This window comes from Rhizobium sp. 22-785-1, from assembly GCF_053521965.1.
Map to the genome: position 1 here is coordinate 174,812 of NZ_JBNWDI010000008.1, position 14,368 is coordinate 189,179.

General features: G+C 54.7%; 12 protein-coding genes and 1 tRNA gene. 8 read left to right on the forward strand and 5 right to left on the reverse strand.

Annotated elements, in window-relative coordinates:
• Window positions 1–112 precede the first annotated feature (112 nt).
• Window positions 113–466, reverse strand: a complete 354-nt coding sequence (locus tag ACQZ5M_RS16885; RefSeq protein WP_296039365.1) for a hypothetical protein — start codon at window positions 464–466, stop codon at window positions 113–115.
• A gap of 285 nt (window positions 467–751) precedes the next feature.
• On the opposite strand from ACQZ5M_RS16885, the gene ACQZ5M_RS16890 reads away from it, so the two are divergent.
• Window positions 752–1,969 carry an NAD(P)/FAD-dependent oxidoreductase gene (locus ACQZ5M_RS16890; RefSeq protein ID WP_296078509.1) on the forward strand — a complete coding sequence of 406 codons (1,218 nt, stop codon included), beginning with the start codon at window positions 752–754 and terminating at the stop codon, window positions 1,967–1,969.
• An 8-nt stretch (window positions 1,970–1,977) separates the two neighbouring features.
• Window positions 1,978–2,775 (forward strand): HpcH/HpaI aldolase/citrate lyase family protein, encoded by a 798-nt coding sequence (locus ACQZ5M_RS16895; protein WP_296078508.1) that lies wholly within the window; start codon window positions 1,978–1,980, stop codon window positions 2,773–2,775.
• A gap of 3 nt (window positions 2,776–2,778) precedes the next feature.
• On the opposite strand, the gene ACQZ5M_RS16900 is transcribed toward ACQZ5M_RS16895, so the two are convergent.
• The 3 genes from ACQZ5M_RS16900 to ACQZ5M_RS16910 form a co-directional block, all read right to left on the reverse strand.
• Window positions 2,779–2,955, reverse strand: coding sequence for a hypothetical protein (locus ACQZ5M_RS16900; RefSeq protein ID WP_296017892.1), 177 nt, complete (start codon window positions 2,953–2,955; stop codon window positions 2,779–2,781).
• Window positions 2,956–3,026: 71 nt separating this feature from the next.
• On the reverse strand, window positions 3,027–3,377 hold the full coding sequence (locus ACQZ5M_RS16905; protein ID WP_296017890.1) for a hypothetical protein: 351 nt from the start codon (window positions 3,375–3,377) through the stop codon (window positions 3,027–3,029).
• An 859-nt stretch (window positions 3,378–4,236) separates the two neighbouring features.
• Window positions 4,237–4,327: transfer RNA gene (locus ACQZ5M_RS16910), tRNA-Ser, on the reverse strand.
• A 598-nt stretch (window positions 4,328–4,925) separates the two neighbouring features.
• Between ACQZ5M_RS16910 and ACQZ5M_RS16915 the strand changes: the two genes are divergently transcribed.
• From ACQZ5M_RS16915 to ACQZ5M_RS16925, 3 genes are all read left to right on the forward strand, one after another.
• Window positions 4,926–6,056 carry a porin gene (locus tag ACQZ5M_RS16915; protein WP_296078507.1) on the forward strand — a complete coding sequence of 377 codons (1,131 nt, stop codon included), beginning with the start codon at window positions 4,926–4,928 and terminating at the stop codon, window positions 6,054–6,056.
• Window positions 6,057–6,698: 642 nt separating this feature from the next.
• The gene (locus tag ACQZ5M_RS16920; protein WP_296078506.1) at window positions 6,699–7,817 is read left to right on the forward strand and encodes a porin; all 1,119 of its coding nucleotides are present in this window, start codon (window positions 6,699–6,701) and stop codon (window positions 7,815–7,817) included.
• A 299-nt stretch (window positions 7,818–8,116) separates the two neighbouring features.
• Entirely contained in the window at window positions 8,117–9,184 is a 1,068-nt protein-coding gene (locus tag ACQZ5M_RS16925) for a porin (protein WP_296078505.1), read from the forward strand.
• 149 nt (window positions 9,185–9,333) lie between these two features.
• Here ACQZ5M_RS16925 and ACQZ5M_RS16930 read toward each other — a convergent pair whose 3' ends face one another.
• Window positions 9,334–11,409: a lytic transglycosylase domain-containing protein gene (locus ACQZ5M_RS16930; RefSeq protein WP_296078504.1), complete on the reverse strand. Its 2,076-nt coding sequence runs from the start codon at window positions 11,407–11,409 to the stop codon at window positions 9,334–9,336.
• Window positions 11,410–11,793: 384 nt separating this feature from the next.
• Between ACQZ5M_RS16930 and dapA the strand changes: the two genes are divergently transcribed.
• From dapA to ACQZ5M_RS16945, 3 genes are all read left to right on the forward strand, one after another.
• On the forward strand, window positions 11,794–12,678 hold the full coding sequence (gene dapA / locus ACQZ5M_RS16935; RefSeq protein WP_296078503.1) for a 4-hydroxy-tetrahydrodipicolinate synthase: 885 nt from the start codon (window positions 11,794–11,796) through the stop codon (window positions 12,676–12,678).
• 140 nt (window positions 12,679–12,818) lie between these two features.
• Window positions 12,819–13,298: an SsrA-binding protein SmpB gene (gene smpB / locus ACQZ5M_RS16940; RefSeq protein ID WP_296019557.1), complete on the forward strand. Its 480-nt coding sequence runs from the start codon at window positions 12,819–12,821 to the stop codon at window positions 13,296–13,298.
• A gap of 559 nt (window positions 13,299–13,857) precedes the next feature.
• Window positions 13,858–14,361: a putative pterin-binding protein gene (locus ACQZ5M_RS16945; protein ID WP_296078516.1), complete on the forward strand. Its 504-nt coding sequence runs from the start codon at window positions 13,858–13,860 to the stop codon at window positions 14,359–14,361.
• The last annotated feature ends 7 nt before the right edge of the window (window positions 14,362–14,368 follow it).

Consider the following 14,368-nt stretch of genomic DNA (forward strand, 5'->3'; position numbering starts at 1 on the left):
TTGAAGCGGATGGCCTCACAATAGAAACAAAATTGGCCTGCGCAAGGCAGGCCGACATCTATGCCGCTATTTTGAGCGTATTTTTCGCTGTCGACTCTAGGTCGCGTCGTTGTCAGAGCGACGTCTCGAAGCTCAAGCGGCGGATATGGTGCAGAAACTCGGGATCGATCAGCATGTTGAAACCGACAGAAGCGTTTTCCTCTTCTCTCCGGATCAGCGTGCAGCCAATTTCGTCGCGTATACCGATAATCTCGAGATAGAAATTGCTGGGAAGATCGAGATGAGGGCTGACTTCGATGTCCGCTCCGTAAAGAGAAATCTTGCGGATGAGACACCGCATCGTGTTGCTGGTGCTGAGATGATGGCCGATGAACGTGATCTTACCGGGTCGGTCGATCACATATTTTTCATACATCTCGTCTTGTGGAACGGCACCTTTTGTCTTGATGTCTATATTGAGTGTCATGACAACCTCCCGATTGTCTCTTCTCGTCCTTGAATGATACGCCTGCCGAGTTGCCGGATTCTGAAGGCAATTCGTAAAATGCCGTATGTCTGTCCCATTTTGCCACGGCATGCGCCGAGCGAACTGGTCTTCTGTGACGTTGGTAGAACATTATTATCTCCAGAAGGTTGCTTGGAGCTTATAGAACCGCCGCCGGTAGACGCCTCGCACGTGGTTGACGTGAAGCGTACTTGTCGTTACGCCTGCTTCGATACGGAAGACGCAGGTTCGGGTGGAGCATTTCAGATGGCGGGCAGACTGGTCATTATCGGCGCTGGGCAGGCAGCCTTCGCTCTCGCTGCCAAGCTTCGTGCTTTAAAGGACGATCGTCCCATCACCATCATCGGTTCGGAAGAGGTTCTTCCCTATCAGCGTCCGCCTTTGTCCAAGAAATATCTCATGGGCGAAATGAGTTTCGATCGGCTGGAATTCCGATCTTCTCAATGGTTCTTAGACAATAATGTCGAGATCCGACTCTCCACATGGGTCGAGGAAATCGACCGCAAGGCGAAGACTGTCCGGATGCAGGATGGCTCCGTGCTGGCTTACGATAAGCTCGCACTGGCAACAGGTGCGGCGCCTCGTTTGCTGCCCGCGGGCGTCGGCGGCGATCTGGACGGAGTCTTGACCGTCCGAGACAAGCGCGATGCCGATCGGCTGAGGGTGGAAATGCAGCCGGGTCGGCGGTTGTTGGTCATAGGCGGCGGCTACATCGGACTGGAGGCCGCAGCAGTAGCGCGTCAACTTGGGCTTGATGTTACGCTCATCGAAATGGCCGACCGGATTCTTCAACGAGTCGCCTCGGCTGAAACAGCCGCCATTATGCGCGACCTGCATGTATCGAAAGGGGTTTCCGTTCGAGAAAATACAGGTCTTGTGCGACTTGATGGAGAGGGTGGGCGTGTAAAGAAAGCAGAGCTTTCGGACGGTTCGTCACTGGACGTCGACTTCGTGATAGCCGGCATTGGTGTTACTCCCAATGACCGCTTGGCCCGTGAGTCGGGCTTGGCAGTGGGCAATGGTGTCATCGTCGATGAGTTTACCCGCACCTCCGATTTCGACATCCACGCTATGGGCGACTGCGCAGTTTTGCCAATGAATGGTGCGGCGGTTCGTTTGGAGTCGGTGCAGAATGCGGTCGATCAGGCGGAGGCTGCAGCGCTCGTGCTTTCAGGCGAAGAAAGGCCTTATCTGCCAAAGCCGTGGTTCTGGTCGGATCAGTATGACGTGAAGCTGCAGATTGCTGGCTTTAACGCGGGTTACGACGAGACAGTGCTCCGTTCCGGCCAACGAGCGGGAAGCCGCTCCATATGGTACTTCAAGCAAGGCCGGTTCGTCGCTGTCGATGCTATCAATGACGCCAAGGCCTATGTGACCGGCAAGAAAGCGCTCGACACGGACTCCCCGCTCAACCGTGCGATCCTTGAGGATCCTGCCGCCGACCTGAAATCGCTTTTGACATGAGGACTGACATGCGCGCCGCTGAAAATCGCTTCAAAAATGCCATCCATCGCGGTGAACCGCAAATAGGCCTCTGGCTGGACATGGGGGAGGCAATTGCGGCGGAGATCGCTGGTACCGCTGGGTTCGATTGGCTGGTGATCGACGGAGAACATGGCCCGAACGATTTGCGCAGCATTATCGATCAGTTGCGCGCACTCGAGACGTCTTCCGCCGAACCGGTCGTGCGCGTTCCAATGGGAGAAAGCTGGATCATCAAGCAGATGCTTGACGCTGGAGCGAGAACGCTTCTCGTTCCCATGGTCGATTCTGCCGCGCAGGCGAAGTCGCTGGTATCTGCAATGCATTATCCGCCGAGAGGAATTCGTGGGATGGGGGCTGTAGTGGCTCGCGCGTCTGCTTTTGGTAGCATTCCAGACTATAATCAGACGGCGTCGGACAGCGTATGTCTGCTGATCCAGGCCGAGACACGCGCTGCTATTGCCGATCTCGATAATATTCTGGAAGTAGAGGGAGTGGACGGCATCTTCATCGGTCCGGCCGATCTGGCCGCCGACATGGGGTATCTCGGAAAGATAGATGAGCCCGAGGTTCAGTCGGTCATTGAGGGCGCGATTCGTAAGATCGTCGCTGCCGGCAAGGCCGCTGGAATCCTGACGTTCAACGAATCGTACAATAAGAGATACCTTGAGCTAGGTGCTTCATTCGTCGCCGTTGGTGCTGACGTATTTGAATTCTCAAACGTTTTGAAGAAACTCGCCGCTAGATATAAAGGCGGGTCGCTGGCGGCAAAAGCGTCCGGCTACTGATCATCAATCGTCGTTGCTGGCATTCAACTTTTCCGGCGGAATCCCTTCTTCGCCCGAAGAAAGGTGGCCCTCTTCAATAAGCCGTTCTCTCAAGATACGGTAGAGCGCTTCCTGTTTATCCAGTCCGCGTTCATCGGCGAATGCCTGGAGGGCTTTATCGATCTGGTGCGGAAGGTCCAAGAGAACATCTCCATCTTCAAGCAAAAATAAGGGCAGGAGGACGAACCTTCCTGCCCTGAGCATAATGCCCGTTAGCGCCAGCGATAAATGCTGCTGCTGTTGTGCTGAGTCGATGCGTTCGCGACGAAGTATCCCAGTGCGAAGCCGAGCGCGCCGACGACTGTCAAAAGCGACGTGGCAGTGCCGGGATTTTCTTTAACAGCCTCAACGACATTGTGGCTCTGCGCTTTAACGGTCTGCGCCGCATTCTGCGCGACGCGCTGCACTCTGCCTTTTGCTTCATCGACAAAATCCGAAGCTTCGCCCGAAAACTCGCTCGCGCGGGACGAGACGGACTTCGAGAGCGAAGCGATCTGCGAGCGCAATTCCGCGATCTGGTTCTCGACGGAATCTTCAACGACGTTCAGTTTGGTCTGTGCCATTTGAAATCACCTCATGTTGTTTCCGAGGCGATAACGCGACCAAATTAGATAATGTTCCATAACGGACGAAGATGAAACGGCGTAACTTTTGGTCCTATGGGGGATGTCCGACTCAGTGGAGGCTCCCGCAAATGACACCACATCCTGCGGGACGCTGGCATAGTGGTTTGCGTTTGGTCTCCTCGGCTAAGATTTTTCGACCACGCCTGATCGTGTGATTGTCGTGAAATTCGATATCGAATGGATCAGGGAAAGCGCAGTGGCAAGGCCCTCTTGGCGTTCGAACACATCACTATGGAGAATAGCTATCGTTGTCGGAGGCCTTGCCGCCCAGGAATGAAGCGCATTTCAGAGCGACTGCTGCTAACCCTACATCCGTAGCGATGTAGTTAAAGACCCCGGTTCAACCATTTACTAACAACGGCTCCTTCTGCCTGGACGAATCAGGCGCGATTCTATCGCGCTTAAGCTCCGCGGCAGCGCTGCCAAACGAGGCAAGAGGCAATATGGTCGTCATCAATCTCGAAATTTTCATCGACAATGCCCCTCCGGCAATGAACGTTCGCAAGTGACGCGCCCCGGCATGGGGTACAAGAACCAAGCCCCGTGCATCCAATCTTATCCCGCAACTCGGTATTCCGGCCCTAATGGTCGTCAACGGGGAATGAATCCGTAATCATCGGTGGTCCCGTTGGCTCGCCCAGACCAACTGGCCTGTGGGATCCGCTCAATATGGGTGGATGAGTTTCAGTTCAGGGTGCGTGCGTGAACGCTTCTGGGAGAGGCATCTTTGAACATCTTATTTCAAATACACTCAAGATATTCAGCAGCAAATTATCGTGCGGGATAAATTGGGCGATGGCGGAGAGGAAGGGATTCGAACCCTCGATACGCTTTTGACGTATACTCCCTTAGCAGGGGAGCGCCTTCGACCACTCGGCCACCTCTCCGGTGCCGCCTGATTATTGCGTAAGAAAAACGAATGCAAGCGCTTTTACAGAGAGATTGGAAAAAGAGTGTTTGAGCGCCGTTTTTCAGTGTCAGCGATGAAGATTGGCAAACGGAAGAACGAAGACTTATCCGAATCAGAAATGAACAGGCGTGATTCTCCGCTGAGTAGAAGGAGACGATTCTCTCCGGGACGCTCTTTTTCTCAGCTGTCTTCGCAAGCCGATCCTCATAAATTGAAAGAGGACGGCTATCGGTAGGGGGCGCAATATGTAGGAAGTGAGTGAGTGTGAGTTGCGGCGAAGCGACCACACCATCACCTCATGCGACTGCTTTCCCGCTGATTTTATTAACGAATCTTTAAACTATAAAGACCGGATCCAACCGGAATGTGTTTTTTGAGCAACATCGTTATGTGAAGCACCTGTGAGAAGTGGTCATAAATCGGTTTGTCGATTGCAAGCTACGAACGCTTTTGTATTTTCAGCAACGGAAGCGCGGCGGTGGATCGCTCGTTTTCAAAAAAACGGGAATGGGGCAGGGAATGCTGTCCTTCAGCTTAAGAACCCAGACCCTTATGAAACTTGACTGGAGGTCAACATGAACATCAAGAGCCTTCTCATCGGCTCCGCTGCAGCTCTTGCAGCAGTATCTGGCGCAAAGGCCGCTGACGCTATCGTCGCTGCTGAGCCTGAGCCCCTGGAATACGTTCGCGTTTGCGACGCTTTCGGCACTGGCTTCTTCTACATTCCTGGCACCGAAACCTGCCTCAAGTTCGGCGGATACGTTCGTTTCCAGACCGACATCAATCGCGGCACCGGCTTTGGCGTAAACACCAACAACCGTACGTCTGACTGGAACTCGTTCACGCGCGCTCAGTTCGAAGTTGACACCCGCACCGACACCGAGCTCGGCGCTCTGCGTGGCTTCATCGGCTTCCGCGGCAATGCTGACAGCGGCTCCGCTTCTTCTTCGTCTGTCTTCGTTGACCAGGCTTTCATCGAGCTTGGCGGCCTGAAGGTCGGTAAGTTCTACAACTGGTGGGACGATGGTCTCTCTGGCGAAGCTGACGTTCTGGCGACGAACACTCTCTTCAATTCTATTCGTTACACCTACGACGCTGGTTCCTTCTGGGCTGGTATCTCGGTTGACGAGCTTCAGGGAACTGACAGCCAGTTTGTAACTCAGATCGGTCCTGTTGCCGGCGGCATTATCCCTGTGGTTCAGGGTGAAGTTGACAACAACGTTGGCGTTTCGGCTGGCGTAGGTGCGAAGCTCGGCGGCGCGGCTCTTCAGCTCATCGGCGGCTACGACGTTGACCAGGAAGAAGGCGCTGTTCGTCTGATCGCAACGGCTGATATCGGTCCTGGCACGCTCGGCCTCGCTGGTGTTTGGGCTTCTGGCGTAAACGCTTATTACGCAGAATCTGAATGGGCAGTTGCTGCTGAGTACGCAATCAAGGCTACTGACAAGCTGACGATCACCCCCGGTGCTCAGTGGTTTGGTAATGTTGCTGAGCGCGTCACGCTGTTCAACGCTGCTGGCACTGCGCAGACCGGCCGCGCTATCCTCACGAACGACTACTCGAACCGCGACGCATGGCAGGCTGGCCTGACTGTTGATTACAAGATCACACAGGGTCTCTCCACCAAGGTTGCAGTTAACTACTACGACGAAGACAACCGCTCTTCTTCTTGGAACGGTTTCGTTCGCCTGCAGCGTTCGTTCTAATATTTAGAACAACGTAGTTTTAGAAAACCCGGCTTTCGAGCCGGGTTTTTTTATGGGTTTGGCCAGTTTCGTTGATATCGTTGAGACGTTCTAAGTTGCGCCTCTTCACGCTGGGAAGACCAGCCCGGAGTAAGGCATTTGAGGACGACTCGAAATGGCGCTTGGATGAGCTTCAGCAAATGTGGGGACCAGTCCAGAAGCGACACCCGTCGCCGATGCAAGGTTGCCCTGACCTGCGCTAATGGATGCGCATCACGACCTCACAATGCGGGTTCCGTGTCTATCCCGGCGGCTTTTTGTGTTAGGTGGCTGCCCGCCCATTATTTCAAGTCCTAAGGCAGCTAATTTTAGACGAAAGTGTAGTGTCTTTGGCACTCACGTGCAAAATATCGCAAGCACCTAAATTAGATATATTTTTTCACGTAACCGACTGCCTGCTAACGCCTTGTTTACTTTTGGCTTCCCCAAGCAGCACTCCTGTCGCTCAACTGCAACAGTGTATTTAGAAGCGTGTCACAATGTGACGGATTTGCTGATTGCTCGATTGCGCGACTCTCATGGTTCGGGTTCTACTACTTCCACGGCAGCCTCTTAAGTTTTGGATCGACTGAGCTGCTTTGAAAACCTTGACTGGAGGTCAACATGAACATCAAGAGCCTTCTCATCGGCTCCGCTGCAGCTCTCGCAGCAGTATCTGGCGCAAAGGCCGCCGACGCGATCGTCGCTGCTGAGCCTGAGCCCATGGAATACGTTCGCGTTTGCGACGCTTTCGGCACCGGCTTCTTCTACATTCCTGGCACCGAAACCTGCCTCAAGTTCGGCGGTTACGTTCGTTTCCAGACCGACTTCGGTCGTGATCTCTCTGGCACATCTGACTGGAATTCGTTTACGCGCGCCCAGTTCGAAGTAGACACCAAGACCGATACCGAGCTCGGCGCTCTGCGTGGCTTCATCGGCTTCCGCGGCAATGCTGATGGCAGCTCTGCTTCTTCTTCGTCTGTCTTCGTTGACCAGGCTTTCATCGAGCTCGGCGGCCTGAAGGTCGGTAAGTTCTACAACTGGTGGGATGACGATCTCTCCGGCGAAACCGATCTCCTGTCTTCCAACACATTGTTCAACTCTATTCGTTACACCTACGACGCTGGCTCTTTCTGGGCAGGTATCTCGGTTGACGAACTTCAGGGCACGAACGATCAGTTCCGCACAATCACTGGCCTCGGTCCAGTTGTAGGCGGCGTGCAGACGTTCAACGTTCGCGCTGAAGCAGACAACAATGTTGGTGTCTCCGCTGGCGTCGGTGCAAAGCTTGGCGGCGCAACGCTTCAGTTCATCGGTGGCTATGACACCGACCAGGAAGAAGGCGCTGTTCGTCTGATCGCAACCGCTGATGTGGGTCCCGGCACGCTCGGCCTGGCTGGCGTATGGGCTTCCGGCGCCAACGCTTACTACGCGCTGTCTGAATGGGCTGTTGCTGCTGAATACGCGATCAAGGCAACTGATCGCCTCACGATCACTCCCGGTGCGCAGTACCTCGGTAACGTCGCTGACCGCGTTGCTCTGCTCGACTCCACAGGTGCATTCAGCGGCTCGACCGCCATCGTTTCGAACGATTGGTCCAACCGCGATGCCTGGACAGCTGGTGTGACGGTTGATTACAAGATCACCGAAGGCCTTGCTACCAAGGTTACGGCTAACTACTACGACGAAGACAACCGCGCTGACTTCTGGACCGGTTTTGTTCGCCTTCAGCGTTCGTTCTGATCTCATCTGATTTGAGCTTACAAGTCTTTGGAAACCCGGCTTTCGAGCCGGGTTTTTCTTTTTGTCATCTTCGAATCTAAAAGGTGCCGAGGCCGCAGCGCCTTTGATGAGGACATGAGCTTGTCAACGCGGTTGTTTTTTGTGTTGGCGATGTCACACTGTCAGAGGAAGATAATCGTAAGGTCTCCAAATTAATTCATGTCCATTGCCCCCTAACTTTTCTTTGTCTCTAATCGCCGTGACGGAGCGGCGCACGAGCGCGATTGTCCGCTGCTATCCGAGTTCGATTGGAGACCGATATGCCTATCAGACGCGTTTTACTTGGAGCCGCTGCGGTACTTGCAATGGTGTCAGGCGCGAATGCCGCCGATGCCATCGTTGCAGCCGAGGCTGAGCCCCTGGATTATGTTCGAGTCTGTGACGCTTTTGGAAAAGGCTTTTTCTTCATTCCGGGAACCGAGACATGCCTGAAGTTCGGTGGCTACATCCGTTTTGAGACAGACTTTGGTCCCAATCTCTCGGGCTCTTCCGATTGGAATAGTTTCACCCGCGCTCAGTTCGAGGCCGATTTACGCTCCGACACCGAGCTTGGCGCCCTGCGTGGCTTTATCGGCTTCCGTGGCAATGCAGACTCCGGCGTGGGTGGTGCGACGGCCGGAACGTCCGGCAACCTGGGCTCCGGTGTGTTCGTTGATCAGGCCTTCATTGAAGTTGCCGGCCTGAAGATTGGTAAGTTCTATAGCTGGTGGGATGACGATCTCTCTGGCGAGACGGATCTTCTTTCGTCCAACACGCTTTTCAATTCGATCCGCTATACCTATGACACCGGCGCATTCTCCGCAGCAGCCTCCGTAGATGAGCTCGAGGGCGTTGCCTTTGTTGGAGATTCGGCACGTGAGGGCAATAACAACGTCGGTATTGCCGGTAGCCTCGCAGGCAAATTCGGCTCCGCAAGCCTTTCGCTCATTGGGGGCTATGATACTGATCGCGAAGATGGTGCGCTACGTTTGATCGGCTCTGTAGATGTGGGGCCGGGCTCATTCAGTTTTGCCGGTGTCTATGCGTCGGGTGTAAACGCTTATTACGCGCTCTCCGAATGGGCCGTCGTTGCCGAATATGCGTATAAGGCTACGGACAGACTGACGCTCACGCCAGGTGTGCAGTGGCTGGGTAATGTAGCCAGGAAAGATGCGTCCTTCGATATCATCAATGCCAATTGGTCCAGCAATGATGCTTGGACGGCCGGTCTGACGGTCGATTACAAGTTCACGGAAGATTTCGCGGCCAAGATCACTGCCAACTACTATGACGAAGACAATCGTCCGGAGTTCTGGTCGGGCTTTGTTCGTTTGCAGCGTGACTTCTAAAAACTTGCTCGCAACGGCGTAGAGCGGTTTGCGAGCCAGGGCAACTCTACCCAACACCAGCGTGACCAGCGCCGGTGTTACGGCAGCGATGGGCCCAACAAAGGCCTGAAGCGATGGCGGGAGGCTTGGAAAACAGCGAACCCCCTCACTCAACCGGCGCGACCGTTCCGCAGATCGCTGACAATATCCGCCTGTTGACCGAGTCTGGTCTTATACACCTGGTAGTTTTCCATGACCCTCTGAACGTAGTTGCGTGTTTCGGGAAAGGGAATTCGCTCGATCCAGTCTACAACCTCGTCGATGGGCTTACCCCTTGGGTCGCCGTATCGAGCGATCCATTCAGGCACCCGTTTCGGTCCGGCATTGTAGGCGATGAAGGTGAGGATGTAGGAACCGCCAAAGCTGTCAATCTGTTCGCCAAGATAGTGAGCGCCCAGCGTCGCATTGTATCCCGCATCAGTGGTCAGCTTGGCTTGTGTGTAGGCCATACCGTGACGGCTTGCGACGCCCTTTGCTGTTCCCGGAAGCAGCTGCAGAAGGCCGCGTGCATTGGCGGGCGAGACGGCACTAGGATTAAAGGCACTTTCCTGTCTGGCGATGGCATAGGCAAGCGCTTTGCCGGAGCCGGAGATGTTCGCGCTAACGGGAATAACACCAATCGGATAGGCGAGGGCGGCTGCGTCTATACCTCGGCTGAAGGCGGTCTTGCCAATCTGTAGCGATACTTGGTGGTTGTTGTTCCTTTCGGCGCGCGTTGCAAGGATCGCCAACTCACCGGGACTGTCGATCTGGTCCGCCAATGCACGGTATATGCCGTCCGCACGCCAGCTATACCCGGCGGCCTCAAGGCGCTCAATAGCGCGGACTGCTTCGCGTTCGGCAAACCTAGTCCGGTCTTCATCTGTAGGTGATGGATAGGTGACGTTGAGCGTCGTAACCCCTATGCGCGCGCCCGCAAGTTGTCCGTAGAACGTTCCGGGATGGGAGGCGGCTTTGGCAAAATAGTCACGGGCATTGCCGGGGGCGCCAGCTTCTGCAGCGCGTCCGAGCCAGTAATAAGCGCGGGAGGCGGTAAGCGGCCGGTTGGAAGCGGCGAGAAGGGCATTGAAATGTTTTGATGCCAAGGACGGCTCATGCAGGGCGCGAAGCGCGTACCAGCCCGCATGGAACTCTGCATCCGCCACGTCTACGGGTGAGGTTGCCGAATGATTGGCAGCGACACGATACGCGCCATGGAAATCACCAAGATCTGCCAAGCCGCGGGCAACGATTCGGCGTTCATTCCACCATTCGCCTGGATTGACGAGTTTGCTGCTCTCTTTGGGTGCCCGCTCTAGAAGCTTTGCTGCGTCCGCATACTTTTGTTGATGTCTCAGGTTTTCAATCTGAGCAAAAAGATAAACAGGGTCGTTTCTCCAGGCGGACCCAACTGCGTTCAGGAGCACGGGCGCATTTTTTGTGCGTTGAAGAACCGCGGCCCAAGCCTTGTAAAGCGATTGCGCCCTGCCGAGATCACCGAATCGTTGGGCTTGGCTGACGCGACTGCGATACATCAGGTAATCCATCCGCGCCTTGTGATCGGCAGGCGAAAGCAGACCGGCAAACTCGGCCAACACGCGATCTTCCAGATCGGTGTCCATGCCCTCAGTCACCCACAATTGGCGGATGAGTTGCTGAGCGCGGGCCGTGTTTCCGGAAGAGGTCAGGGCATGTGCAAGCGCAATTGTTCCCTCCGGCGTTTCCGGTCGCGACGTGCTGAACATCGCAACCACGCGTGCGGGGGGGAGGTCTTCCCGCAGGACAGCACGTTCCGAATTCGCCCTCAGCGTCGAGAGGCCCGGCCAACCGTTGAGCTCCTTGAGCGCCCCGGCAATCTCGGTGGATGATACGTCCTTCTGCCCGGATATGGCGATTGCCCAAGTCAAGATGTGGCGGTCGAGACTGTCTTCGACGAGGCTGTCACGGACGGCGATCGCCCCTTTTGCATCCCTGTTTGAGAGAGCGTCGAGACCTGCTTTCAACCTCGAGACGTCGATAGGTTTTTGCGGGCGGACGATGGACCCCGTTACTTCCGGCGATGCAGGCATGAACGCCGGAACGGCTGGCGTGTTAGGTCGGGCGAAAGGCAGCGGCACGATATCGTCCCGGGCAGGGCCAGCCCACGCGCTCCATATAGTCGCAGCTATCCCTGTCGCCACCAAGCCCAAAAGTGCTGTTTTCTTCATCCCTTACTCACCAGCCCAACGACAACCAAAATGAACGGCGAAAACCTTGAGTGAAGGCGATCCAGCGCTTGCTAGTAGCCTGTGTGCAGCGCGAATGTGAGCGCTGTCGCCTCGCTTCCATTAGTGATCGTTAGCCTTAACGAAACTCTAATCGAAAGGCGCGCATTCGATCAATTTCGGTAACATCCGGCTGAAGTCGCCGTTCGCAAGTCGCTTACCGTCCCTTAAGCGGGTCCCGCGCAGGGAGCGTCAAACTATTTGCGTGTCCAAGACGAAAGCCGAGCTTAAACGCTTGTAGGCCGACAGGGTCCACACTAATGTGACAACCGTTTTAACCACGGAATGCGGCTGAAGCATGAACTGGCTCACCGCAAGGAGTTTTGCATGTTCAAGGGATCTATTCCCGCCCTGATTACGCCGTTCACTGAGCAAGGCGAGGTGGACGAAACGGCTTTTGCCGCCCATGTGGAGTGGCAGATTGCCGAAGGCAGCAGCGGCCTCGTGCCCGTCGGTACGACAGGGGAATCGCCAACCCTGTCGCATGACGAGCATAAACGGGTCATCGAGCTGTGCGTAGAGGCTGCGGGCAAGCGGGTCCCGGTCATTGCTGGCGCAGGTTCCAACAACACCAGCGAAGCGATCGAGTTGGCACTCCACGCACAGGAAGTTGGAGCGGACGCTCTTCTCGTGGTGACGCCATATTATAACAAGCCCACGCAGAAGGGTTTGTTTGCACATTTTTCCGCGGTTGCAGAAGCGGTGAGCCTGCCGATCATCATCTACAATATTCCGCCTCGTTCGGTCATCGATATGATGCCGGAGACGATGGGCGCACTCGTCAAGGCGCACAAGAATATCGTCGGCGTCAAAGATGCTACTGGCAAGCTCGACCGTGTCTCCGAGCAGCGCATTCACTGCGGTAAGGACTTTGTTCAGTTGTCGGGTGAAGACGGTACGGCACTGGGCTTCAACGCTCATGGCGGCGTTGGCTGCATTTCCGTCACCGCGAATGTCGCACCGCGTCTCTGTGCGGAATTTCAGGCTGCGATGGCTGCAGGGGACTATGCACTTGCGCTCGATTACCAGGATCGCCTGATGCCGCTCCACAAGGCCGTCTTCATGGAGCCTGGCGTCTGTGGCACCAAGTATGCGATTTCCCGCACGCGCATGGGCAACCGAAAGGTGCGGTCACCACTGATGGATACGCTCGAGCCAGCAACTGAGGCCGCTATCGATGCAGCACTCATACACGCGGGCCTCTTAAACTGATTCCAACCGGAATTCGTCACCCGAGTAGAGGCAGAGATGCGCGCCCGCCGCGCATCTTCACTTTCTCGCTTGCATTGATTACATAAGCGCTGAAAGCCGCGCGTCCCCTCATGTGCGGACAGATGGAAATGGAATAGGATATGGCCCCCAAAGGCAGCCAGCGCATCGTCAACAAGGTTGTAGCCGAAAACCGCAAGGCACGCTTCAATTATGAAATCCTCGACACCTATGAGGCGGGAATCGTGCTGACTGGCACCGAGGTGAAGTCATTGCGCGACGGTAAGGCCAATATTGCTGAATCCTATGCGTCCGACGAAGGCGACGAGATATGGCTGATCAACTCGCATCTACCCGAGTATCTTCAGGCGAACCGCTTCAATCATGAGCCGCGCCGACGTCGCAAATTGCTGCTCAACAAGCGGGAGATCAATCGTCTGCGCGCTGGCATCAATCGCGAAGGTATGACGCTTGTTCCGCTGAAGATCTACTTCAATGACAAGGGCAGGGCAAAGCTTGAGTTGGCCTTGGCGAAGGGTAAAAAACTTCACGATAAGCGTGAGACTGAGAAAGAACGCGACTGGAACAGGCAGAAATCCAGGCTGCTCAAAGGAAATGGCTGAAGCACTAAGCCGGTAGATTCTTGCTCTTATTCTGTGGCAGGTCGGAGTGACACCGGTCCTGAGCGTAGGCGTCACAGCTTTCGTTTGCGGAATTGAATCACGGTCTACGGAGTAGAAACTTCAGCTCAAGTAATCACAACGAAATACAACAGATCTTACTGATGATTCGATAAGATCTGTGTTGATCTATTCTACGTCTCGTTGCTAGATAAGCTTACTTCTACTTAAGAGGGTGCGTGCAGGTTAGGTGCGGGTTATCGTCTTGACGCGATATTATTCATTTCCCGGGTTTCTTAAAGCTAATTGCAGAATTTCGTTGCTAAATCTGAAAAGAAAACGCTTGAGGAGAACCTTCGGTAAACGCTCGCTTTAGATGAATCTTTTCCAGGTTTTTAAGTGGTTCAAAGACGGCTAACATGCGTCATATTAAAGCTTCGCTTTGCGCAAATGGATCGAAACTTTAAGACATTAGTTTAATATTTTCTAATATAGATTAGTCTTGAAGCGGAGCTGCGGGCGGCCCGTGTCTGCCGAGAGCAAGCCCGGGAGGATGTGTGTCATGAATATCATTCGCTTGATCCTTTGCGTGTTATTTTTCCTTCCATTGGAAACCGCATATTCGCAAGATTTCCCTGCGCCGGCGGGCAAGCCGATTCTGATTGTTTCGGGGAAGATCACCAAGACCAATGTCAACGGCACGGCGCAATTCGACCGGGAGATGCTAGAGAAAATGGGATTGGTGACGGTGGAAACCAAGACGCCTTGGTATGAATCGCGCACCCGTTTCGAAGGTGTCTCAATGGCCAAACTCATGGACTTTGTCGGCGCGCAGGGAGCGACAGTCACGGCAGTCGCACTGAACGATTATGTCAGCACAATTCCTGTGAAGGATTTTACCGCGTTCAACGTCATTCTTGCCATGAAGCGCGATGGCGAATATATGCAGGTAAGGGACAAGGGACCGCTTTTCGTCATATACCCTTACGACAGCACGCCGGAACTTCAATCGCAGACTTACTACACGCGCTCCGCTTGGCAAGTGGCCAAACTCATAGTCGAATAAAGGTGAC

Excerpts from the sequence above, each read along its gene's own strand:
- ACQZ5M_RS16885 (WP_296039365.1), bottom strand. The coding sequence starts at position 466 with ATGACACTCAATATAGACATCAAGACAAAAGGTGCCGTTCCACAAGAC.
- ACQZ5M_RS16890 (WP_296078509.1), top strand. The coding sequence starts at position 752 with ATGGCGGGCAGACTGGTCATTATCGGCGCTGGGCAGGCAGCCTTCGCT.
- ACQZ5M_RS16895 (WP_296078508.1), top strand. The coding sequence starts at position 1,978 with ATGCGCGCCGCTGAAAATCGCTTCAAAAATGCCATCCATCGCGGTGAA.
- ACQZ5M_RS16905 (WP_296017890.1), bottom strand. The coding sequence starts at position 3,377 with ATGGCACAGACCAAACTGAACGTCGTTGAAGATTCCGTCGAGAACCAG.
- ACQZ5M_RS16915 (WP_296078507.1), top strand. The coding sequence starts at position 4,926 with ATGAACATCAAGAGCCTTCTCATCGGCTCCGCTGCAGCTCTTGCAGCA.
- ACQZ5M_RS16920 (WP_296078506.1), top strand. The coding sequence starts at position 6,699 with ATGAACATCAAGAGCCTTCTCATCGGCTCCGCTGCAGCTCTCGCAGCA.
- ACQZ5M_RS16925 (WP_296078505.1), top strand. The coding sequence starts at position 8,117 with ATGCCTATCAGACGCGTTTTACTTGGAGCCGCTGCGGTACTTGCAATG.
- ACQZ5M_RS16930 (WP_296078504.1), bottom strand. The coding sequence starts at position 11,409 with ATGAAGAAAACAGCACTTTTGGGCTTGGTGGCGACAGGGATAGCTGCG.
- dapA (WP_296078503.1), top strand. The coding sequence starts at position 11,794 with ATGTTCAAGGGATCTATTCCCGCCCTGATTACGCCGTTCACTGAGCAA.
- smpB (WP_296019557.1), top strand. The coding sequence starts at position 12,819 with ATGGCCCCCAAAGGCAGCCAGCGCATCGTCAACAAGGTTGTAGCCGAA.
- ACQZ5M_RS16945 (WP_296078516.1), top strand. The coding sequence starts at position 13,858 with ATGAATATCATTCGCTTGATCCTTTGCGTGTTATTTTTCCTTCCATTG.